Source organism: Thermaurantiacus sp., from assembly GCF_053487655.1.
In genome coordinates, this window is sequence record NZ_JBRCLD010000053.1 from 1 (window position 1) to 19,969 (window position 19,969).

Here is a 19,969-nt window from a genome sequence, read left to right on the forward strand (position 1 = left end):
CTATTGTCATGCATCCAAGATGAATATCAGCTCCGCAAATGGCTATGTTTGGGGGATGTTTTGCTTGATTTAGCCGGAGCAATGCGGGGGGTCTGCCAGGCGGCTGGGCTGGCGGGGCCATTGCCTGAGGCGCGCCAGTCAGCGAGCCGGAGCACGCAATAGCCCGTAATCAAGAGCCCGCAATCAAGGCGGGCGCCCTCCCCATGGGGCCCCGGGGCGCTGGTGCCGCTTGTCAGACTCGAACTGACGACCCCATCATTACGAATGATGTGCTCTACCGGCTGAGCTAAAGCGGCTTCGCCTCGGGGTTATCAGCTCGCCCCCTTGGTTTCAAGGCGCCGTGCCGCTACCCGGGCCGGGCCATGACGAACGATCCCCTGCATCTGGGCAAGGCCTCGGTCCTTCCCGCGTCTCCGGATGAAGCGGTGCTGGATTACCCGCCCAATCCCTATCCCGACGCAACCTATCTGGTGCGCTTGACCTGCCCGGAATTCACCTCGCTCTGCCCGGTGACCGGCCAGCCCGATTTCGCGCATCTGGTGATCGATTATGTGCCCGCCGAAAGGATCGTCGAATCGAAGGCGCTGAAGCTGTTCCTCGGTGCCTTCCGCAACCATGCCGGCTTTCACGAAGCCGTGACGGTTGGCATTGGCCGGCGGCTCGTCGACGAGATGGCACCGCGCTGGCTTCGGATCGGCGGCTACTGGTATCCGCGCGGCGGGATCCCCATCGATGTTTTCTGGCAGACCGGTGCGCCACCCCAAGGGATCTGGCTTCCCGACCAAGGGGTTCCTCCCTATCGCGGGCGGGGCTGAGCGCGCCTTGGTCAGCGCAAACAAAAGGGGAAAGCAATGGCGGGACCGCTTGCAGGCGTGCGGATCATCGAAATGGCCGGAATCGGGCCCGGGCCCTTCTGCGGCATGATGCTTGCCGACCATGGCGCGGAAGTGATCCGCGTCGACCGGCCAGGGCGCCAGGCGCCCGAGCCAGTGCTGGGCCGCAGCCGCAAGTCGATCGTAGTCGACCTCAAGCTGCCGGATGGCGTTGCCATTGTGCGCGACCTTGCGCGGAGTGCCGACGGCCTCATCGAGGGTCTTCGGCCAGGCGTGATGGAACGCCTCGGCCTTGGCCCCGACGTGCTGTTGGGCGACAATCCAAAGCTCGTCTACGGGCGCATGACCGGCTGGGGCCAGACTGGACCCTATGCCCATGCGGCAGGGCACGACATCAATTACATCGCGCTTGCCGGCGCCCTTCATGCCTATGGGCGGGCAGGCGAGAAGCCGACGCCTCCCATCAACATGGTCGGCGATTTCGGCGGCGGTGGTATGCTGCTCGCCTTTGCCATGGTCGCTGCCATCCTCCATGCCCGGCAAACCGGCGAAGGCCAGGTGGTCGACTGCGCCATGACCGAAGGGGCTGCGCTGCTGATGGGCATGATCTGGGGCTTCCGCGGCCTTGGCCTCTGGAAGGATGCGCGGGGAGTCAATCTGCTCGACACGGGCGCCCATTTCTATGACAGCTATGAATGTGCCGATGGCGGCTTTATTGCGATCGGATCGATTGAGCCGCAATTCTATGCCGAGCTGCGGCGGCTGACCGGGCTGGAAGCTGACCCCGAGTTCGACGCCCAAATGGACCAGGCGAAGTGGCCGGCGCTCAAGGCCAGGCTTGCGGACCTGTTTCGTAGCCAGCCGCGCGACCACTGGTGCCGGCTGATGGAAGGGACGGACGTGTGTTTCGCGCCTGTCCTTTCGATGGCGGAAGCGCCGTCCCACCCCCATAATGTCGCCCGCGGCAGCTTCGCCGAGATCGGGGGCATGGTGCAGCCAATGCCGGCGCCGCGCTATTCGGCAACGGCAACAGCCATGCCAACGCCGCAGCCCGCTCCCGGCGCGGATTCCCACGCCCTGCTTGAGGCACTCGGCTATGCGCCAGACCGAATTGCCGCGCTGCGCGCGTCTGGAGTGCTGGGGCGTTAGCACCGTCGCGTCTTGCGATGCTTTGTGCCAGAGCGAGGCAATGGTGCCCTATGCGTGCCACCCAGCCCGGTCGCGCGGGCGGCTCTATCCTGAGCCGCCGTCCAGGTTGCGCGACGCCTTTGCCCGCGACCGCGACCGGCTCATCCACTCCACCGCTTTCCGGAGGCTGCGGGACAAGACGCAAGTATTTGTGGCGCCCGAAGGCGATCATTTTCGGGTCCGCCTCACCCACAGCCTCGAAGTGGCGCAGATTGCCCGCACGCTTGCACGCGTGCTTGCCGTGAATGAGGACCTGGCAGAAGTAGTGGCACTGGCCCATGACGTCGGCCACCCGCCTTTCGGCCATTCCGGCGAAGACGCGCTGCATGATGCCATGGCTGCCATCGGCGGCTTCGACCACAATGGCCATGCCATCCGGATCCTGACGGCAATCGAGACTCGAACACCTGCCTTCCAGGGGCTCAACCTCTCCTGGGAAGTGCTGGAAGGCCTTGCCAAGCACAATGGTCCGGTGACGGCGCCGGGCTGGGCACTCCAGGAAGCGGATGCAAGCTTTCCGCTCGAGCTCGAGAGCTGGCCTGGGCTTGAAGCCCAACTCGCAGCGCTTGCTGATGACATCGCCTACAATGCCCACGATCTCGATGATGCCCTGCGCGCTGGTCTCGTCGATGTCGAGGAGGCAGCCGCCGCCGTGCCGCTGGTTGGCACGCTCTGGCGGCAGGTGCTTGCCTCCTGGCCGAGCGAAACACGCCGGTCGCTTTTGGTGCCGCAGCTGGTGCGCGAGCTCATTGGCGCCATGGTGGACAGCCTGCTCGCTGAGACCAGAGGCCGGCTGAAGGCGCTGTCGCCTGAGTTTCCGGACGACATCCGCCGCGCCATGACCGCGACGGCTGCGTTCGGCCCCGACCTCGAAGCCGAGCTGCGACCGCTCAGGGCCTTCTTGCAGGCGCGCATGTATGAAGCGCCTTCGGTCCGGCGGTTGCGCGCCCCTGCTGCCCGCATCGTGCGCGAGCTCTATGCAGCGCTGGCCCAGTCGCCCAAGGAACTTCCGGCACGATGGCAGGCACGTCTCGCCGAAGTCCCGCCACCGCTCGCAGGGCGGGTCATTGGCGATTTCATCGCTGGCATGACGGACCGCTACGCCATCCGGTCGCACCGCGAGCTGACGGGTGCGAGCCCGATGCCAGTGGAGGAAAGCCTGTTCTAAGGGCTGGCAACTCGACTGGGGTCTAGTTGCGCTGCACCTTCAAGAAGGCGGGGATGCTGACGCCATCGTCGGTCTCGGCTTCGGGTTCAGGTGCCAAGGTTGCGATCGGCTCCGGCTTTGGCCTGCGCGAGCGAGTCATCAGCCGCTCGAACAGGGTCTCCTTGCGGACTTCCTCGCCGGCCACGGCTTCCTCGAGCAGAGGATTGGCTCCGCGAACGTCCGGCTCGGGAAGCGGAAGCTCGACAACGCGCGGGCCGGCAGCCACGGCAACGGGCTCGGGAAGGTCGAGGATCTCATCTTCATCGATCTCCTGAGACCCGCTTGCAACTTCTGCCTCGGCTGGCGTGATTGCAGCCGCAACTTCGGGCTCCGGCGCTTCTTGCGGCTCGGGGCCGAGCGGCGCAGCGGTGGCCGTGGGCGCTGGCATCGCGCCCTCACCTTTGCTTGCTTGTGGTGCGGGTTGCAGCCCTTGGGGGGGCTGCGGTGACGCAGCTGCGGGGGCGGGCGACAGGGTCGGCTGTGGGATCTCGCCTGCGCCCGGCCGGGCAGCGAGCCCGTTGATGCTGCGTGCGAACATGCCAGGTGCGGCGGGCCGAGCGAAGGCCTCGGCAATTCCGGGGATGACCCCTTGGTTCCCCTCAATCCCGGTCGCAACCACCGAAACCCGCATCCGGCCCTCGAGGCTCGCATCGAAGCCGGAGCCGAGGATGATGTTGGCGTCGGGATCGACCATGTCGCGGATGTGCTGGGCAGCTTCCTCGACTTCCATAAGGCCGAGATCGTCGCTGCCGGTGATGTTGATGAGCACCGCCTTGGCGCCGCGCAGGCTGACTTCATCGAGCAGTGGGTTCGAAATCGCCTTCTCTGCGGCCTCGATGGCACGGCGTTCGCCCGAAGCTTCGCCGGTTCCCATCATCGCCTTGCCCATTTCGCTCATGACGGTGCGCACGTCAGCGAAATCGAGATTGATGAGGCCAGGCAACAGCATGAGGTCGGTGATTGCGCGTACGCCCTGGTTCAGCACCTGGTCTGCCATCTGGAACGCCTGGCGGAAGCCTGTCTGGGGCGAGGCGATCAGGAACAGGTTCTGGTTGGGGATGACGATGAGGGTGTCGACATGCTTTTGCAGCTCGACAATTCCGGCCTCGGCAACCCGCATCCGGCGCGCGCCTTCGAAGGCGAAGGGCTTGGTGACGACGCCCACGGTGAGCACGCCGCGCTCGCGGGCGGCTCGGGCCACGACGGGGGCAGCACCGGTGCCGGTTCCACCGCCCATGCCGGCGGCAATGAAGCACATGTGGGCATCTTCAAGGACGGACTCGATCTCCCCCAGCACTTCCTCGGCGGCGGCGGCGCCGAGTTCGGGCCTGGCACCAGCGCCGAGACCCTGCGTAATCCGCGGCCCGAGCTGGATCCGCCGTTCGGCTGGTGATTGTGCGAGCGTCTGGGCATCGGTGTTGGCGACGACGAAGTCGACCCCCTTCAGACCATCGGCGATCATGTTGGCAACGGCGTTGCAGCCGGCACCGCCGACTCCGAAGACGGTGATCCGGGGCTTCATCTCGGTGAAACCGGATTTCTGGAAATCGAACGGCATGGGGCAACTCCCTCGGGTTTCAGGTCTGGCGCTTGAGGACGGAAACAAGCCTGCCGAGCCAGGTTTGGGGCTCGGCAGGAGCGAAGCCGCGCGGCGTCGGCCCAAGCGGGATCCGCGCGAGATCAAGGCCGGGGCGGGATCCGAGGATCACGAGGCCGGCCAAGGTCGCATGGGCGACCGACATGTGGGAATCCGGAAGGCCGGAAAGGCCGCGTGGCCGACCGATCCTGACTGTGCGGCCGAGCGCGCCGGCGGCGAAATCGGCAATGCCCCGCAAGTCGGCGCTGCCGCCCGTCAGCACGACTTGCCGGCCGGCCGGGCCGCGGAAGCCCATGTGATCGAGTGCTTCGGCGACCTCGCCGAAGAGGAGATCGAGGCGGTCGCGGATGACGGCGATGAGCTCGGCGCGCGGGACCCGCCGGGGATCACAGCCGTCCTCTGGGTCGAGCGGGGCGATCTCAACCATGTCATGATTGTCGCGCGGGACGGCCTGGGCAGCGCCATAGAGGGTCTTGAGGCGCTCGGCGGCGGCTCGGCGGGTGGCAAAGGCGGACGCGATGTCGGCAGTGATGTCGGCACCGGCCATCTGAACGGAGGACAGGCCAGCCAGCACGCCACCGCCATGGATCGCGATGGTGGTGACGCCAGCGCCGATCTCGACGAGGGCGACCCCGAGTTCCCGCTCCTCTTCGGTCAGGACGGCAGCAGAGGCCGCCACCCCGGAGGCAAGCATCGCCTCGACATCGAGATGGGCGTTCCGGACTGCGAGGTCGAGGTTGCGGCAGGGCGGCGTTGCTGCCGTTATCACATGGATGTCGACTCCGAGCTGGTTGGCATGGAAGCCAACCGGGTCGGTCACGCCCTCAAGCCCATCGACCGTGAACAGCGCTGGTTCGGCATGGAGCATGGAGCGACCGCTGTCGCGAATGGCCTCGAAGATGCGGTCGCGGCCTTCGGCAAGAAGCCGCTCCATGTCGGCTGCGGTAATCCGGTGGCCGGAAATGTCGATCTCGACGGAAGTCACGCTGCTCGCAAGCCCGCCGGCGCTGATCGCGACCAGAACGCGTTCGATCTCGACTCCTGCTGCGCGTTCGGCCTGCTGCATTGCGGCGCGCACGGCGTCTTCGGTCCGCCCCATGTCGGCAACAAGGCCGCGACGCATACCAGCGCACGCGCGCACGCCCGCACCCTTGACCTTGACTTGGCCGTCAGCATCGACCTCGGCAATGAGCGCAGCAACTTTGGACGTGCCGACATCGAGAGCTGCGATCACGTGGTCTGCCCGCGGGCGCAGGAGCTGACCGGGAGAGAGTGCTGCGACTGCCATCAGGTGGTGGCCTCTGCTGTTTCCCTCCGGCGGGCTTCGGCAGCGAGCCGGGCTTCAGGTGTGAGCCGGACCACCATCTGGTCCTCGATCCGCAGGTCGAACCGGGCAAACCCCCGGCCAAGCAACGGCTGCGCGGCATTGGCCGCGGCAAAGCGGGCAAGCGCCGCGGCAGCGCGGGCGTCTTCGGGAAGGGCGATCTGCTCGCCGGACTGCAACCAGAGGTCCCAGCGGCGGCCGCCCACCCGGACTGCGCCGGCGAGCTGACTGGCGAGCTCCGGGTGGCGTGCCATCAGGCGCAGGAATGTGGCCGCCGCCCGATCGGCATCTCGGCCAACGAGGAGCGGCAGGCCGGCAAGCTCCTCGCGCGGCAGCATCGGCAGGAGTGTGCCCGAAGCATCGAGCAGCCGGTAGCGGCCGGATTCTTGCCACAGTGCAGCCGGTGTGCGCTCGACAAGGATCACCCTCAAGGTGTCAGGCCAAACCCGGCGCACATCTGCCTCAAGAACCCAGGGGAGGGCGGCAAGCCGCGCCCGCATGTCTTCGAGATCAAGCAGGAACATCGAGTCTGTGCCGCCGGAGAGAAGCTCGCGGTAGATCGAGAGCCGATCCTGGCGCTGATCCCCCTCGATCTCGACTTGGCGCACGCCCAAGCCAAGATCGGCGCTGGCAACGGCAGCCGCATAAAGCGCCCGCTGGGGCACGCCGAGCACGAACAGCCAGACCGTAATGGCAGCAGCAACGAGCCCGCCGAACGCGACGAAAAGCAGGTGCCACAGGCGGCGTGGCGCGATTGCGACCCGGACCGGATCAGGCCGGGCCCGTCTTGCGCTGCTGCGGTCGAAGAGCGGCCGGTTCATGTCCGCGCTCCTGCGGCAATCCGGATCAGCCGCTCGACAAGCTCTGCGTAGGAGATGCCACAGTGCGCGGCCTGCTCGGGCACAAGGCTCAAGGGGGTCATGCCGGGCTGGGTGTTGACTTCGAGCAGGTAGAGTCCTTCCCGCCCGCACTCCGGGTTGAACCGGAAGTCGGCACGGGACACCCCGCGGCACCCCAGCAGGCGATGGGCGCGCGTGGCCATCTCGAGCGCCTCGGCCTCGACATCGGCTGGGATGCGGGCCGGGCAGACATGGGTCGTGCGCCCTTCCGTATATTTGGCATCATAGTCGTAGAAGCCGGAGGCTGGCTTCAACTCTGTGACGGCAAGTGGCGTGGCCTCGCCAGTTTTCGGGTCTTCGAGCACGGCAACCGTAAGCTCGCACCCAGCAACGAAGGGTTCGGCAAGGAGCCGGTCATAATGCTGCCAGGGCCCGGGCGCTGAGGGATGGATCGGCGTGCCGCAGCCGCTTTCTGCCATGACGATCGCAACCCCGACTGACGAGCCTTCGTTGACCGGCTTCAGCACATAGGGCCGGGGAAGCGGATCAGCGGCAAACAGCTCAGCTCGCGTGACAATCCGGCCTGCCGGCATGCGGATTCCCTGCGGCACCAGCAGCGCCTTGGTTAGCGCCTTGTCGATTGCAATTGCCGAAGCCGTGACTCCGCTGTGCGTGTACGCAAGACCGAGCACGTCCATGAGGCCCTGCACAGTGCCATCCTCGCCCGGGGTGCCGTGGAGGGCGTTGAAGACGACGTCGGGGCGGGTTGCGAGCAGACGCCCGGCGAGCGTGGCGCCGGCTTCGGGTGTCTCGCCCATGTCGAGCTCGGTCACCTCGTGGCCCAGCGTGCGGGCAGCCGCTGCAACTCCGCTGCCGGAGACAAGGCTCACTGCCCGTTCCGAGGACCAGCCGCCGAGGAGCACCGTCACCCGCATGCCGGCTCTCCGACCCGGATGATTTCCCAGCGGAGATCGACGCCGGTTGCCGCCTTGACTGCCGCGCGCACCTCCTCGCCCAGCCCCTCGATATCCTCGGCAGTGGCGTTGCCGGTGTTGAGGAGGAAGTTGGTGTGTTTTTCCGAGACCATCGCGCCACCGCGACGACGGCCGCGGCAGCCGGCCTGGTCGATCAGCTGCCATGCCTTGAGGCCCGGCGGATTGCGGAAGGTGGAGCCGCCCGTGCGGGAGCGAAGCGGCGATTCGGTCCATCTCGGCGGTAATCGCCTTCCGGTCGCCAGGCATGCCCTGGAACAGGGCTTCGACGACGACAGCGCCTTGCGGGAGCGCGCTCTCCCGGTAGCCAAAGCCGAGCCGTTCGCGCGGCCAGGTCTCAACTTGGCCGTCCCGCAGCACCAGCCGCGCCTCGACCAAGATATCTGCGACTTCGCGGCCATAGGCGCCGGCGTTCATGGCAACGGCGCCCCCGACGGTGCCCGGGATGCCGCGCAGGAACTCGAGCCCGGCGAGGCTTGCTTCGCGGGCAGCGCTTGCAACCGAGATTCCCATCGCTGCCGCCCCAGCGCGGATCCGGCTGCCTTCGATGGACAGGCTGGCGAAGGCCTTGGGGAGCCGGATTGTCAGGCCACGCACGCCGCCGTCACGCACGATGAGATTGGAGCCGACTCCAACTGTGAACACCGGAACATCTGCAGGCAGGCTGGCGAGTGCCGCGGCAAGATCGGCTTCATCCGCCGGGCGGAACAGGAGATCGGCGCGGCCGCCGCAGCGAAACCAGATAAAGTCGGCAAAGGGGGCATTGGCGATGGTCTCGCCACGCACACGGGAAAGGAGGGGTGCCTCGGCGATCATGCCCCCCTCCCGGCGCGGATTCGGCTGGCAAGCCTCGCTTCCAGCCGGGCTGCCCAGCGGGTGATGTCCCCAGCGCCAAGGCAGATGACCATGTCGCCTGGACCAAGCCGTGGCGCAAGGGCATCAGCAAGCTCTCCTTCGCCGGCAATCGTCACCACTTCGCGATGACCCGATGCCCGCAGCGCCTCGGCCAGCGCGACGTGGGAAATGCCTTCGATGGGCGGCTCGCCGGCTGGATAGACAGGTGCCAGGACCACCGTGTCGGCGTCGTTGAAAGCGGTGCGCCAGTCATCGAAGAGGTCGCGCAGCCGGCTGAACCGGTGCGGCTGGACGACCGCGACGACCCGCGCCGGGGCGCTTTCGCGCGCGGCGGCAAGGACAGCGCGCACTTCGACCGGGTGGTGGCCATAGTCATCGATGATGGTGATCGGGGCACCTGCCGTTGCCACTTCCCCGACCTTGGTGAAGCGCCGCTTCACGCCGGAGAAGCGGCGGAAGCCTTCGCGGATTTGGCTGTCCGCAAGGCTGAGCACATCGGCTGCGGCAATTGCCGCAAGCGCATTCTGGACATTGTGGCGCCCGGGCATCGGAAGCTCGATTCCGGAGATGATCCGGGGCTCGGCGCCGTGGCGGCGGATGATGACATCGAACAGGTTGCCACCAGGCACGGGCTGGACATGGTCGCCGCGCACATCGGCTTGGCCCGCAAAGCCGTAGGTCACAATCCGGCGGCCAGCGACATCGGGCAGCATGGCCTGCACTTCCGGATGATCGAGGCAGAGGATGGCAGCGCCGTAGAAAGGCACCTTGTCGACGAAGGCCCGGAAGGCCGCCCGCGCGGCGTCAAAACTGCCATAGTGGTCGAGATGCTCGGGATCGATGTTGGTGACGATCGCAAGCGTGGGCGGCAGCCGCAGGAAGCTGCCGTCGCTCTCGTCGGCTTCAACGACCATCCACTCGCCAGCACCCAGCCGGGCGTTGGAGCCGTAGCTGTTGATAATCCCGCCGTTGATGACGGTGGGATCAAGGCCGCCAGCATCGAGCAGGGCTGCAACCATCGAGGTGGTCGTCGTCTTCCCATGGGTTCCGGCGATGCAGACGGTCGATTTAAGGCGCATGAGCTCCGCCAGCATTTCCGCACGGCGCACGACCGGGATTCGCCGCGCGCGGGCTTCCTCGACTTCCGGATTGCCTGCCTTGATTGCGGTCGAGACGACGACGACTTCGGCATCTCCCAGGTTGGCTGCGGAATGGCCGATGGCAATGGGCACGCCGCGGGTGCGCAGACGTTCAACGACGGCATTCTCGGCGACATCCGAGCCCTGCACCCGGAAGCCGAGGTTGGCCATGACTTCGGCAATGCCCGACATGCCGATCCCGCCGATCCCGACGAAGTGGATCGGACCCACTTCGCGCGTGAAGCGCGCACCAGTGCCAGCGGCTGCAGCCTTGGCCTTCATGTCGCCCACCCTTCGACTTCGGCAAGGACGAGGTCGGCGAGCCGGCTTGCCGCATCGGGCCGGCCGAGCCCGCGCGCTGCCCTTGCAGCGGCAGCCAGGCTCTCTGGGGAATGCAGGAACCCCTCGACAGCACCCGTGAGCACGGCCGGTGTGAACTGGTCTTCGCGGAGCACGCGCCCGGCCCCGGCTTTGGCAAAGGCGTGGGCGTTGGCGCTTTGATGATCGTCTGTTGCAGCTGCGAAAGGGACGAGGATGGCCGGCCGGCCCATGGTGGTCAGCTCGGCAAGCGTCGAGGCGCCGGCCCTGGCAATGACGAGATGGCTTGCTGCCATCCGCGCCGGCAGATCGGCCATGTAGGGCAGGCACTCAGCGGCGATTCCAGCTGCCCGATAGACCTGGTCGGCCGCTGAGAGATCCTCTGGCCGGGCCTGGTGGACCACATCGAGGCGGGCACGATCCGGAGCCGCAAGCGCCGCAAGCGCAGGTGGCACCACCTGCGAGAGAATGCGCGCTCCCTGGCTGCCACCGACGACGAGCAGGCGAAAGCGCTCGTCTGGCGCCGGAGCGCGAAACGGAAGGTCGCGCGCGTCCACCACGGCGGCCCGAACCGGGTTGCCAGTGACGACAGCGCGCGCACTGGCGGGAACGCGAGCAGTTGCGTCGAACGAGAGCGCAAGTGCGCAGACCCTCTTGGCAAGCAGGCGGTTCACGCGGCCGAGCACGGCATTTTGCTCATGCAGCAGGGTTGCCCGGCGCTCGGCCTGGCCGGCGAGAAGCGCAGGGAGCGCCGGATAGCCTCCGAAGCCGACCACGGCGGCCGCAGCCGATTGCCGGATGAGCGCCCGAGCTTCCCGACGACCGGCAAGAATGGTCGCAAGCGCGCGCACCCAGCGCAAGGGGTTCAGGCCCCCGCTTTGCGCGGCCGGGATGACATGCACCGGAACACCCTCGAAAAGGCCAGGAAAACGGGTGCCACGCTGGTCGGTCAGAAGCGCGACCAGACACCCCCTGCGGCGCAGCTCGCAGGCAAGCGCATGCGCTGGCACCATGTGGCCACCCGTGCCCCCGGCAGCAAGCAGGATCGCCCCCGTCATGCCGGCTGCACCTTCAGATAGGGCGAAGTGTGGACATGGCGGTTGCGCCTCGTCAGCGCCAGGAGCAGCCCCATGCCGAGCGCGCAGGCAAGATAGGAGGACCCGCCATAGGAGACAAAGGGAAGGGTCATGCCCTTGGCAGGTGCGAGCGCGAGATTGACACTCATGTTGATGAACGCCTGGCCGGTGAACTGGACCACGAGACCGGTTCCTGCGATGAGCGTGAACGGATCGTCTTCCTCAACCAATTGTAGAACAACCCGGATCATTATCACAAGATAAAGTAGCGCGAGCGCGAAGCAGGCGATCGCCCCGAACTCCTCGCCGATGACGGCGAAGACATAGTCGGTCTGGGCTTCGGGCAGCCGGAACTTGGCGGTGCCGTCGCCTGGACCCGTTCCGAACAGGCCGCCGGCGCGAAAGCAATCGAGTGCGCGGTCGACCTGGTAGGTATCGCCTTCGCCGTGGAGGAAGCCGTCAATCCGGCGGGCGACATGGGGGTTGGTGGCATAGGCGAGGGCGAGGCCGACAAGGCCGAGGGCGACGGCGCCGATCATGAGGGCGAGCGGGAGGCCGGCAAGCGCAGCCTGGGCGAGCCAGACTCCAACGAGGAGGGCAGCTTGGCCGAAATCGGGCTGGAGTGCGAGCAGCACGACGAGGATGCCGAGCATGGCGGCTGAGAGCTGGATGACTGGGAGCGACCGGTCATCGAAGCGGGCTGCGAGCAGCCAGGCGGTGGCGATGGCAAACAGGGGCTTCAGGAATTCGACGGGCTGGAGCTGGAAGCCCGGCAGCTGGAGCCAGCGCATGGCGCCGTTCTTCTCAACGCCAGCGAAGGGAACGGCGAGAAGGGCGAGGAGGGCGAGGAGGAAGCCCATGAGAGCAACGCGGCGGGCAGTGGCCTTCTCGAGCATCGAGACACCTAGCATCAAGAGGAGGCCCATTGGCATCCAGATCATCTGGCGCTCGAGGAAATGGAGCGCAGGGAGTTTGGTGCCGGCATCCGACAGGCGCACGGCAGCGGCCGGCGATGCCGCAGCCACGGCGATCAGGCCGAATCCCATCAGGGCGAGCAGGAGGAAGAGGAGCGGCCGGTCCACGGTCCAGAACCAGCGGGCAAGGAAGGACCGGTCCGCGCGGCCGAAGCGCAGGAGGTCACGCATCTGCGCCTCCTTCGAGGGCAGCAACAGCAGCGCGGAAGGCCTCGCCGCGGGCTTCGAAGTCCGCGAACTGGTCGAAGCTGGCGCAGGCGGGGGAAAGCAGCACCGTCTCGCCCGGGACGGCGGCGGCCGCTGCCAGCCGGACGGCGTTTGCAACCGTTCCTGCAAGATGAACAGGAACATGGGGCCTTAGGATCTCGGCAAAGCGCGGTGCCGCCTCGCCGATGAGCCAGGCGGCGCGGACATTGCCGAGATGGGGCAGGCAGGAGTCGAGGCTGTCGGTCTTGGCCTGGCCGCCAGCGATCCAGTGGACATGGGGGAAGGCCTGGAGTGCGGGGGCAACGCTTTCCGGGTTGGTCGCCTTGCTGTCGTTGACGAACCGGACTCCGGCGACAGTTGCAACAATCTCAAGCCGGTGCGGCAGGCCGCGGTAGCTTGCAAGGCCGGCTTCGATTGCCGCTGCATCAAGACCAAGCGCCCGGGCGGCTGCGATGGCGCAGGCGGCGTTCTGGGCATTGTGGGGGCCAGCGAGTGCAGGCCACCGCGCCTGGTCTGCTGGAGCGATGTCGGCTGCCGAGACTCGCACCAGCTGCAGTCGCCGAGGCAAGCTGGCGGCGATTGCGCGCGTGTAGGAATCGTCTGTTGCAACAATTGCGAGCGCGCCCTCTTTCTGCATTGCAAACAGCCGGGCCTTGGCAGCGGCATAGGCTTCCATGGATTCGTAGCGGTCGAGATGATCAGGCGTGATATTGGTCAGGATTGCGATGTCGGCTGCGACTGTGTGCGACAAGTCGATCTGGAAGCTCGACATTTCGATCACATAGATGCCGCCTTCGGGAAGCGGGGCAGCATCGAGGATGGGGGCGCCGATATTGCCGGCAAGACAGGCAGGGCGTCCGCTTGTTGCCAACAGATGGTGGAGAAGGGCGGTCGTCGTTGACTTGCCGTTGGTGCCGGTAATCCCAACAAGCCGATGAGGGGGAAGTGTGGCACGCGCGGCCTCGAACAATTCCATGTCGCCAAGGATCGGAATGCCCGCCGACCGTGCGCGTGCGGCAAGCGGGTGGCGGTTGAGCGGAACGCCGGGTGCCATGACGATGCCAGAAAGGCCTTCGAGTGGCATCTGCATCGGGTCTGCGAAGCTGAGGCCCGGGAAGCTTGCGTGGGCTGCTTTGCGGGCGTCGGTGCGGTCGTCCCAGGCGATCGCGTACGCGCCGGACCGGGCCAGGAAGCCGAGGGTTGCAAGGCCGCTCCGGGCAAGGCCGAACACGGCATAGCGCTGGCCGGCGAGCGCGGGTGCGTGGAGTCTTTCGGTCATCTGAGCTTCAGCGTGGCAAGGCCGGCAAGGGCGAGGACGATGGCGACAATCCAGAAGCGGATGACGATGGTGGGCTCCGACCACCCCTTCTTCTCGAAATGATGGTGGATGGGAGCCATCAGGAACACCCGCTTGCCGGTCATCCGGAAGCTTGCGACCTGGACGATCACGGAGACGGCCTCGAGGACGAAGAGGCCACCGACGACGAGCAGGACAAGCTCGTGATTGGTGACAACAGCAAGACCGCCGATGGCGCCGCCGATGGCAAGGCTGCCAGTATCGCCCATGAAGACGGCAGCTGGGGGCGCGTTGAACCAGAGGAAGCCGAGGCCGGCACCGACAATTGCTCCGACGATGACGATGAGCTCGCCTGCGCCGCGGACGAAATGGACGCCAAGATATTCGGCGAAAACGAAGTTGCCGACGAGATAGGCGATGACCCCGAAGGTAGCGGCGGCGATGATCACTGGCATGATGGCAAGGCCATCAAGGCCATCGGTTAGGTTGACGGCATTGGCGGCGCCGACGATGACGAGGGCACCGAAGGCAATGTAGAGCGGGCCGAGCTCGATGCCTGCGTCCTTGAGGAAGGGAAAGTAGAGCATGGTTCCGGTCTGGCGCGAGATGAACCAGACGGCGGCACCAGCGATCAGGAACTCGAGCAAGAGCCGCACGCGCCCCGACACGCCGGCAGACGAGCTTCGTGTGACCTTGGCATAGTCGTCAATGAACCCGATGGTGCCGAAGCCGAGTGTGATGAACAGGATCGCCCACACGAAGGGCAAGTCCCATTCCATCCACAGGAGTGTGGAGGCAGTCATGCAGACGAGGATGAGAAGGCCGCCCATGGTGGGGGTGCCCTTCTTGGTGAGGAGGTGGCTTTCAGGTCCGTCCTCGCGGATGGGTTGACCCTTGCCCTGGCGAGCGCGCAGCCAGTCGATCATTGGCCGGCCGATGAGAAGGGCGAGGACGAGCGCTGTCATGGTCGCAGCGCCAGCGCGGAAGGTGAGGTAGCGCACAAGGTTGGCAGGGCCGGGGAAGCCGAGCCACTCGAACAGGTGATAGATCATGGACTGCCCCCTTGGACCAGCGCTTCGACCACCCGGCCGAGGCCGACGCTGTTCGACCCCTTGACCAGAATCGCATCCCCTGGGCGGAGCGTGGCCCGGGCCCAGGCGAGGGCCTGTTCCCAGTCGGCCAAATAGGTGGCGCCATCCACTCGGAGCGCCTCCATCTCGGAGCCGACGAGCGCCAGCTCGGCGATACCGGCGGCAGCGATTGGTGCTGCAAGCCCGGCATGCATGGCAGGCGCGTGCACGCCGAGCTCCTTCATGGCGCCGAGGATCGCAAGCCGGCGCGTTGCTGGTAGCCCGGCAAGCACGGCAAGGGCTGCTGCCATCGACGTTGGGTTGGCATTGTAGCTTTCATCGAGGAGGGTGGCCTCGCCGCCAGGCAGATGGAGCGCGACACGTGCGCCGCGGCCGTCGAGGCCGGTAAGGCTTGCAAGGGCGAGCCCCGCCTCGGCCAGGTCGCCACCGGCGGCAGCCACGCAGGCAAGCACGGCGAGTGCGTTCGAGACCCAGTGGCGTCCGGGCATGCCGATGCGGCAGGCGATCTGCTGTCCCATCACCTCTGCGACGAGATCGGTGCCCTCTGCTCCCAACTGGATATCAAGGGGACGGACATCCGCATCCGGCGCTTCGCCAAAGAAAAGGATTCGTGCTGCCCGATTTGCCGCTCGCGTGCGCAGCAGGGCAGCGTGGCGGTTGTCGGCGGGGATGATGGCAGTGCCGCCGGGCTCGAGGCCTTCGAAGATCTCGGCCTTGGCTTCCGCAATTCCGGTCTCGTCGGCAAAATTCTCAATATGGACTGGGGCAACCCAAGTGATGAGAGCGATATGCGGCCGAACCTGCGCGGTCAGCGCCCGGATCTCGCCGGCATGGTTCATGCCCATCTCGAACACCCCGAAGCGGGTGGCAGCAGGCATCCGGGCGAGCGAAAGCGGGACTCCCGTGTGGTTGTTGTAGCTCTTCTCTGACCAGTGGGTGGCATCGCGGGCCATTCGCTGGAAGGCCCGCCGCAGCGCTTCCTTAACTCCCGTCTTTCCGACCGAGCCTGTGACACCGAGGATGGTCGCGCGAGTGCGGGCGCGCGCGGCAGCGCCGAGCGCCACGAGCGCGGCCAGGCTGTCTGCGACTTCAACATGCGGTCCTTCGACTGGCCGCTCGGCAAGCACACCCGCTGCCCCCCGGGCCCGAGCTTCAGCGACGAAGCGGTGGCCGTCTGTGTTGGTGCCGCGCAACGCGACAAAGAGGTCGCCGGCGAGAATTTCCCGGCTGTCGAAGGTAACGCCGGTGGCATCGAATGCGCCGGCGAGCGTGCCACCGGTGGCAGCTGCGATCTGAGCGCCCGTCCAAAGTGGGCTCATGCTCCAGCCTCCTCGCGCGCGACGGTTGCATCGTCGAACGGGTGCACTTCGCTGCCGATAATCTGGCCCTGCTCGTGGCCCTTGCCCGCGATCAGCACAACGTCGCCGTCTTGTGCTGCGGCAATGGCGCGGGCGATGGCAGCGCGACGGCCTTCGACTTCAAGCGCTGATGGCGCGCCGGCGAGGATCTGGGCACGAATGGCGGCCGGGGGCTCGCTGCGCGGATTGTCATCGGTTACGATCGCGATGTCGGCCGCAGTGGCAGCAATTCGGCCCATCAGGGGGCGCTTGCCCCGGTCGCGGTCACCGCCACAGCCGAAGACCAGGATGAGCCGGTTGGCCGTGTGCGGGCGGAGGGCGGAAATGGCGGCCTCGAGCGCATCGGGGGTGTGGGCATAGTCCACATAGACCGGTGCGCCGGTTGCCGTGACGACGGCACGCTCGAGCCGGCCGCGGATGGGTGTGATGCGTGCCAGGGCCGCGAGAACCTTACCCGCCGGATGCCCAAGCGCGATGACGATGCCAGCAGCAACAAGGGCATTGGCGGCTTGGTAGCCGCCAATGAGCGGCAGCAAGACCTCATGGCGGGTGCCGGCATGGTCGATGAGGAGCCGCTGGCCGAGGCGGGTTGGAACCCGCTGGAGGAGCCGCAGGGCATCGCCATCGGGCCCGACAGTGGCGAGAGCAAGACCGCGCGCCGTGGCTTTGGCGATGACCTGCCGTGTCCATTGCGCGCCTTCTGCTGCCTCGTCGCGGAAGATGACCGCAGGCGTGCCGGGGGCGGCCAGCTCAGTAAACAGCCGGAGCTTGGCTGCCAGATAGGCTTCCATGCTGCCATGATAGTCGAGGTGATCGCGCGACAGGTTGGTGAAGGCTGTTGCGCTGATCGGCAAGCCTTCGCTGCGGTGCTGGTCGAGCCCGTGGGATGAGGCCTCAAAGGCGAGATGGGTGATGCCTTCCCGGGCAAGACCTGCAGCAGTTGCGAGGAAGGTGACGACGTCAGGTGTGGTCAGAGCCGACTGGCCGGCCTTTACGCGCTCATCTGCCGTGGTGACACCGAGCGTCCCGATGCTTGCGGCGCGCTCGCCGAGGAGGTGCCAGAGCTGGCGGACGATCTCGACGGTCGACGTCTTGCCGTTGGTGCCGGTGACGGCGGCAATTGTCGGCGGATAGGGGGCAAACCATGCGCCGGCGAGCCTGGCGAAGGTTGCGCGGGGATTTTCGGCGGCAACATGGAGCGCGCCCTCAACCCGCGCCTCAGGCCGGGCGACGACTGCGATTGCACCTGCGGCGATCGCGGCCGGAATGACGGTTTCGGCATCGAAGGTCTGGCCGCGGAAGGCGCCGAATACGCAGCCGGGTGCAATCTTGCGGTGGTCGATTGCAAAGCCTGTGATCTGGCCAGCGAGGGCTTCGAGCGGGGTTCCAGCCAGGCTCATTTTGGCCGCTCCGCATAGAGGCCGGCGAGCATGTGCATGGCAGGCTCCAGGCTGGAGTCGGGCACCACCCCGAGTACGGGCGCGATGCGGAGCACCACTTGGCGAAAGGCCGGCGCGATGGTCGCCCCGGCGGTCCGCCCACCACCTTCCTCGCTGTCTCCGCGCGGATCATCGAGCATGACAACGACGATATAGCGGGGCGCGTCCATCGGGAATGCGCCAGCGAAGGTGGTGATGTTGCGGTCCCGGAAATAGCCGCCTCCCGGGCGCGGCTTCTCGGCCGTGCCTGTCTTGCCACCGACGCGATAGCCGGGCGCGTCCGCCCGCCGGCCGGTCCCCTCGGTGACGGCTGCGCGCAGCATGGCACGCAAAGCCGCTGATACCTCTTCTTTGAAGACCCGCTCACCCGCAACCGGTCTGCCGGCCGGGCGCCTGAGAAATGTCGGAGGATAGCGAATACCGCCGTTGACGAGGGTTGCATAGGCACTGGCAAGGTGCAGCGGCGTGACCGCCAGGCCGTGGCCAAAGCCGATGGTGAGAACCGAAGACAGGCCCCAGCTCGAGTCGTCTGGGTAGAGGGTGCGGCCCTTCTCGAGGATTTCGACAGGCACGGGTTCAAGGAAGCCGAGCTTGGCCAGGAACGCTTTCTGCCGCGCTTGGCCGAGTGCTTCGGCCATCTTCGCCGTGCCGACGTTTGAGGAGTAGATGAGCACTTCAGGCACAGTGAGTGGCCGGCCCTTGGGGTGAAGGTCACGAATACGGTGGCGGCCGATGCTGAGGCTGCTCGTTGGGTAGGTTTCGGCGAGCGAGCGGATGGTCCCGGCCTCGAGCCCCATGGCAACTGTCATGGGCTTGAAGGTGCTGCCGAGCTCATAGACTCCGAGCGTGATCCGGTTCATATGGCTCGGCAGGCCAGCAAGGCCGCCTGGCGCATTGGCGTCAAAGGCGGGAAGCGATGCCATTGCCAGGACTTCGCCGGTCTGCGCGTCGAGCACCACGCCGGCGGCACCCTCGGCATTTTGCCGGCTCTTCTGGTGCTGGAGTTCCGACTCCAGAACTTGTTGGACCCGGGCGTCGATCGAAAGCACCAGCGGCTCGTCGGTGCGGCGCGGATCCGCGAGGCGCGCTTCGAACGCCCGTTCGATTCCCATCGCGCCTTCGCCGTCAATCCCTGTGAAGCCGATGAGGTGGGCGGCTAGCGCACCATGGGGATAGAGCCGCTCGGGCTCGCGCTCAAGGATGAGGCCGGGTTCCCCCAGCGCGCGCAGAGCCTCGGCCTGCTCTGGCATGATGCGCCGAGCAATGAAGGTGAAGCGGCCCGGGTGGTTGAGTGCGGCGAGGATGGAGTCCTTTTCGCGGTTTGGCAAAATGGCGTGGATCGAGTCCGCAAGCGCGTGCCTGTCGCCGATGACATCATGGGGCCTCACTGCAAGCGCCATTGCTCGGTAGGTGGTGGCGAGCACCACGCCATTGCGATCGACGATGTCCGCACGCGGCGCTGCCGGCGCTGCTGCCCGCGCGCCCGGTGCGGGGGGTGCAATGAGGGCAAGCTCTATCAGCCGCAGCCCGAGCAGCAGTGTGAAGGCGGCCACGGCGAACAGGCCGATGACGAGGCGCTGCCGGGCGATCCCGAGCGCGGCCTGGCGGCTGCCGGCAAGTCGCAACGCTGTCGGGGCTGCGTGCGTGGCGCTGGCGGCGCTGCTCGCGGCCGGGCTGGGGGCAGGCATCAGGGCGCAACCGGTTGTGGAGCGTGGGCAGCCAGCGCCTCGCCCGGAAGAAGGCCGGCGTCTTCTGCGGTGGCTTCGCGCTCGGCATCGAGGACCGCACTGAGCGACGCCAGTATGAGACCGGCAGCTGCAGCGGTGGGCGCGCTGGCTTCAAGCGATTCCTCGCCGGGCTGCGGCGAAGGCATCGGCAGGGCGGGAAGCCGGAGCGGCGGCTCTTGCTCGGCAGCGACGAGCACAGGCCCGGTTGGTGCTGGCTTTTCAAGTGCGTAAAGGGCGAGCTCGGCGGTGCCGCCGAGAAGCTGGCGGGCAGTGGCGGGCTGCATCCGCAAGGTCGAGTCATTCCAGCTCTGCAGCTGGGGCAGACGCATCCGCACCCTCAGTTCCTGGTCGAGCGTGCGGATCTGGTGCAAAAGGGCTCTATTGCCTTGCGCCAGCCATTCCATCTCTCGCCGTTCGGCTGACACCCGGGCAGAGACGACATAGCTTCCAATCGAAACAAGGAGCGTCACCATCACGCCAAGGATCGCGCCTGACATCCGCTGGCGCC

Annotated in this window: 16 protein-coding genes, 1 tRNA gene and 1 pseudogene; 3 read left to right on the forward strand and 15 right to left on the reverse strand. The window is 66.8% G+C overall.

The features are described from left to right. Window positions 1-220: 220 nt before the first annotated feature. Window positions 221-296 (reverse strand) — tRNA-Thr (locus tag ACWIQA_RS05590). A 66-nt stretch (window positions 297-362) separates the two neighbouring features. Here ACWIQA_RS05590 and queF point away from each other — a divergent pair. The 3 genes from queF to ACWIQA_RS05605 are packed head-to-tail and all read left to right on the forward strand — an operon-like array spanning window position 363 to window position 3,189. After that, the gene (gene queF / locus ACWIQA_RS05595) at window positions 363-815 is read left to right on the forward strand and encodes a preQ(1) synthase (RefSeq protein ID WP_448582083.1); all 453 of its coding nucleotides are present in this window, start codon (window positions 363-365) and stop codon (window positions 813-815) included. A 36-nt stretch (window positions 816-851) separates the two neighbouring features. After that, entirely contained in the window at window positions 852-1,982 is a 1,131-nt protein-coding gene (locus tag ACWIQA_RS05600; RefSeq protein WP_448582084.1) for a CaiB/BaiF CoA transferase family protein, read from the forward strand. Between the two features lie 40 nt (window positions 1,983-2,022). Beyond that, window positions 2,023-3,189 carry a deoxyguanosinetriphosphate triphosphohydrolase gene (locus ACWIQA_RS05605; RefSeq protein WP_448582085.1) on the forward strand — a complete coding sequence of 389 codons (1,167 nt, stop codon included), beginning with the start codon at window positions 2,023-2,025 and terminating at the stop codon, window positions 3,187-3,189. Between the two features lie 22 nt (window positions 3,190-3,211). Here ACWIQA_RS05605 and ftsZ read toward each other — a convergent pair whose 3' ends face one another. The 14 genes and pseudogenes from ftsZ to ACWIQA_RS05675 form a co-directional block, all read right to left on the reverse strand. Beyond that, entirely contained in the window at window positions 3,212-4,786 is a 1,575-nt protein-coding gene (gene ftsZ, locus ACWIQA_RS05610) for a cell division protein FtsZ (protein WP_448582086.1), read from the reverse strand. A gap of 19 nt (window positions 4,787-4,805) precedes the next feature. After that, a complete protein-coding gene (gene ftsA, locus ACWIQA_RS05615) occupies window positions 4,806-6,113 on the reverse strand; it encodes a cell division protein FtsA (protein ID WP_448582087.1) in 1,308 nt (435 codons plus the stop codon). Then, window positions 6,113-6,970, reverse strand: coding sequence for a cell division protein FtsQ/DivIB (locus tag ACWIQA_RS05620; RefSeq protein ID WP_448582088.1), 858 nt, complete (start codon window positions 6,968-6,970; stop codon window positions 6,113-6,115). Before ACWIQA_RS05620 ends, ftsA begins: the two co-directional genes overlap by 1 nt. Further along, window positions 6,967-7,923 (reverse strand): D-alanine--D-alanine ligase, encoded by a 957-nt coding sequence (locus tag ACWIQA_RS05625; protein WP_448582089.1) that lies wholly within the window; start codon window positions 7,921-7,923, stop codon window positions 6,967-6,969. The genes ACWIQA_RS05620 and ACWIQA_RS05625 overlap by 4 nt, the downstream gene beginning before the upstream one ends. Next, window positions 7,914-8,796, reverse strand: a pseudogene (gene murB, locus ACWIQA_RS05630) (UDP-N-acetylmuramate dehydrogenase). Before murB ends, ACWIQA_RS05625 begins: the two are co-directional and overlap by 10 nt. Next, entirely contained in the window at window positions 8,793-10,256 is a 1,464-nt protein-coding gene (murC, locus tag ACWIQA_RS05635; protein ID WP_448582090.1) for a UDP-N-acetylmuramate--L-alanine ligase, read from the reverse strand. The pseudogene murB and the gene murC overlap by 4 nt, the downstream one beginning before the upstream one ends. Continuing rightward, window positions 10,253-11,350 (reverse strand): undecaprenyldiphospho-muramoylpentapeptide beta-N-acetylglucosaminyltransferase, encoded by a 1,098-nt coding sequence (gene murG, locus ACWIQA_RS05640; RefSeq protein ID WP_448582091.1) that lies wholly within the window; start codon window positions 11,348-11,350, stop codon window positions 10,253-10,255. Before murG ends, murC begins: the two co-directional genes overlap by 4 nt. Then, window positions 11,347-12,513 carry an FtsW/RodA/SpoVE family cell cycle protein gene (locus ACWIQA_RS05645; RefSeq protein ID WP_448582092.1) on the reverse strand — a complete coding sequence of 389 codons (1,167 nt, stop codon included), beginning with the start codon at window positions 12,511-12,513 and terminating at the stop codon, window positions 11,347-11,349. The genes murG and ACWIQA_RS05645 overlap by 4 nt, the downstream gene beginning before the upstream one ends. Beyond that, a complete protein-coding gene (murD, locus tag ACWIQA_RS05650) occupies window positions 12,506-13,828 on the reverse strand; it encodes a UDP-N-acetylmuramoyl-L-alanine--D-glutamate ligase (protein ID WP_448582093.1) in 1,323 nt (440 codons plus the stop codon). The genes ACWIQA_RS05645 and murD overlap by 8 nt, the downstream gene beginning before the upstream one ends. Continuing rightward, window positions 13,825-14,898 carry a phospho-N-acetylmuramoyl-pentapeptide-transferase gene (gene mraY, locus ACWIQA_RS05655; protein WP_448582094.1) on the reverse strand — a complete coding sequence of 358 codons (1,074 nt, stop codon included), beginning with the start codon at window positions 14,896-14,898 and terminating at the stop codon, window positions 13,825-13,827. The genes murD and mraY overlap by 4 nt, the downstream gene beginning before the upstream one ends. Continuing rightward, entirely contained in the window at window positions 14,895-16,256 is a 1,362-nt protein-coding gene (locus tag ACWIQA_RS05660) for a UDP-N-acetylmuramoyl-tripeptide--D-alanyl-D-alanine ligase (RefSeq protein WP_448582095.1), read from the reverse strand. The genes mraY and ACWIQA_RS05660 overlap by 4 nt, the downstream gene beginning before the upstream one ends. Further along, on the reverse strand, window positions 16,253-17,695 hold the full coding sequence (locus ACWIQA_RS05665) for a UDP-N-acetylmuramoyl-L-alanyl-D-glutamate--2,6-diaminopimelate ligase (protein ID WP_448582096.1): 1,443 nt from the start codon (window positions 17,693-17,695) through the stop codon (window positions 16,253-16,255). Before ACWIQA_RS05665 ends, ACWIQA_RS05660 begins: the two co-directional genes overlap by 4 nt. Continuing rightward, the gene (locus ACWIQA_RS05670; RefSeq protein WP_448582097.1) at window positions 17,692-19,422 is read right to left on the reverse strand and encodes a peptidoglycan D,D-transpeptidase FtsI family protein; all 1,731 of its coding nucleotides are present in this window, start codon (window positions 19,420-19,422) and stop codon (window positions 17,692-17,694) included. The genes ACWIQA_RS05665 and ACWIQA_RS05670 overlap by 4 nt, the downstream gene beginning before the upstream one ends. Next, window positions 19,422-19,958, reverse strand: coding sequence for a hypothetical protein (locus tag ACWIQA_RS05675; protein WP_448582098.1), 537 nt, complete (start codon window positions 19,956-19,958; stop codon window positions 19,422-19,424). Before ACWIQA_RS05675 ends, ACWIQA_RS05670 begins: the two co-directional genes overlap by 1 nt. Window positions 19,959-19,969: the final 11 nt, after the last annotated feature.

What these genes read in the sequence shown, in the direction of transcription:
- queF (WP_448582083.1), top strand. Translation starts at nt 363, where the DNA reads ATGACGAACGATCCCCTGCATCTGGGCAAGGCCTCGGTCCTTCCCGCG.
- ACWIQA_RS05600 (WP_448582084.1), top strand. Translation starts at nt 852, where the DNA reads ATGGCGGGACCGCTTGCAGGCGTGCGGATCATCGAAATGGCCGGAATC.
- ACWIQA_RS05605 (WP_448582085.1), top strand. Translation starts at nt 2,023, where the DNA reads ATGGTGCCCTATGCGTGCCACCCAGCCCGGTCGCGCGGGCGGCTCTAT.
- ftsZ (WP_448582086.1), bottom strand. Translation starts at nt 4,786, where the DNA reads ATGCCGTTCGATTTCCAGAAATCCGGTTTCACCGAGATGAAGCCCCGG.
- ftsA (WP_448582087.1), bottom strand. Translation starts at nt 6,113, where the DNA reads ATGGCAGTCGCAGCACTCTCTCCCGGTCAGCTCCTGCGCCCGCGGGCA.
- ACWIQA_RS05620 (WP_448582088.1), bottom strand. Translation starts at nt 6,970, where the DNA reads ATGAACCGGCCGCTCTTCGACCGCAGCAGCGCAAGACGGGCCCGGCCT.
- ACWIQA_RS05625 (WP_448582089.1), bottom strand. Translation starts at nt 7,923, where the DNA reads ATGCGGGTGACGGTGCTCCTCGGCGGCTGGTCCTCGGAACGGGCAGTG.
- murC (WP_448582090.1), bottom strand. Translation starts at nt 10,256, where the DNA reads ATGAAGGCCAAGGCTGCAGCCGCTGGCACTGGTGCGCGCTTCACGCGC.
- murG (WP_448582091.1), bottom strand. Translation starts at nt 11,350, where the DNA reads ATGACGGGGGCGATCCTGCTTGCTGCCGGGGGCACGGGTGGCCACATG.
- ACWIQA_RS05645 (WP_448582092.1), bottom strand. Translation starts at nt 12,513, where the DNA reads ATGCGTGACCTCCTGCGCTTCGGCCGCGCGGACCGGTCCTTCCTTGCC.
- murD (WP_448582093.1), bottom strand. Translation starts at nt 13,828, where the DNA reads ATGACCGAAAGACTCCACGCACCCGCGCTCGCCGGCCAGCGCTATGCC.
- mraY (WP_448582094.1), bottom strand. Translation starts at nt 14,898, where the DNA reads ATGATCTATCACCTGTTCGAGTGGCTCGGCTTCCCCGGCCCTGCCAAC.
- ACWIQA_RS05660 (WP_448582095.1), bottom strand. Translation starts at nt 16,256, where the DNA reads ATGAGCCCACTTTGGACGGGCGCTCAGATCGCAGCTGCCACCGGTGGC.
- ACWIQA_RS05665 (WP_448582096.1), bottom strand. Translation starts at nt 17,695, where the DNA reads ATGAGCCTGGCTGGAACCCCGCTCGAAGCCCTCGCTGGCCAGATCACA.
- ACWIQA_RS05670 (WP_448582097.1), bottom strand. Translation starts at nt 19,422, where the DNA reads ATGCCTGCCCCCAGCCCGGCCGCGAGCAGCGCCGCCAGCGCCACGCAC.
- ACWIQA_RS05675 (WP_448582098.1), bottom strand. Translation starts at nt 19,958, where the DNA reads ATGTCAGGCGCGATCCTTGGCGTGATGGTGACGCTCCTTGTTTCGATT.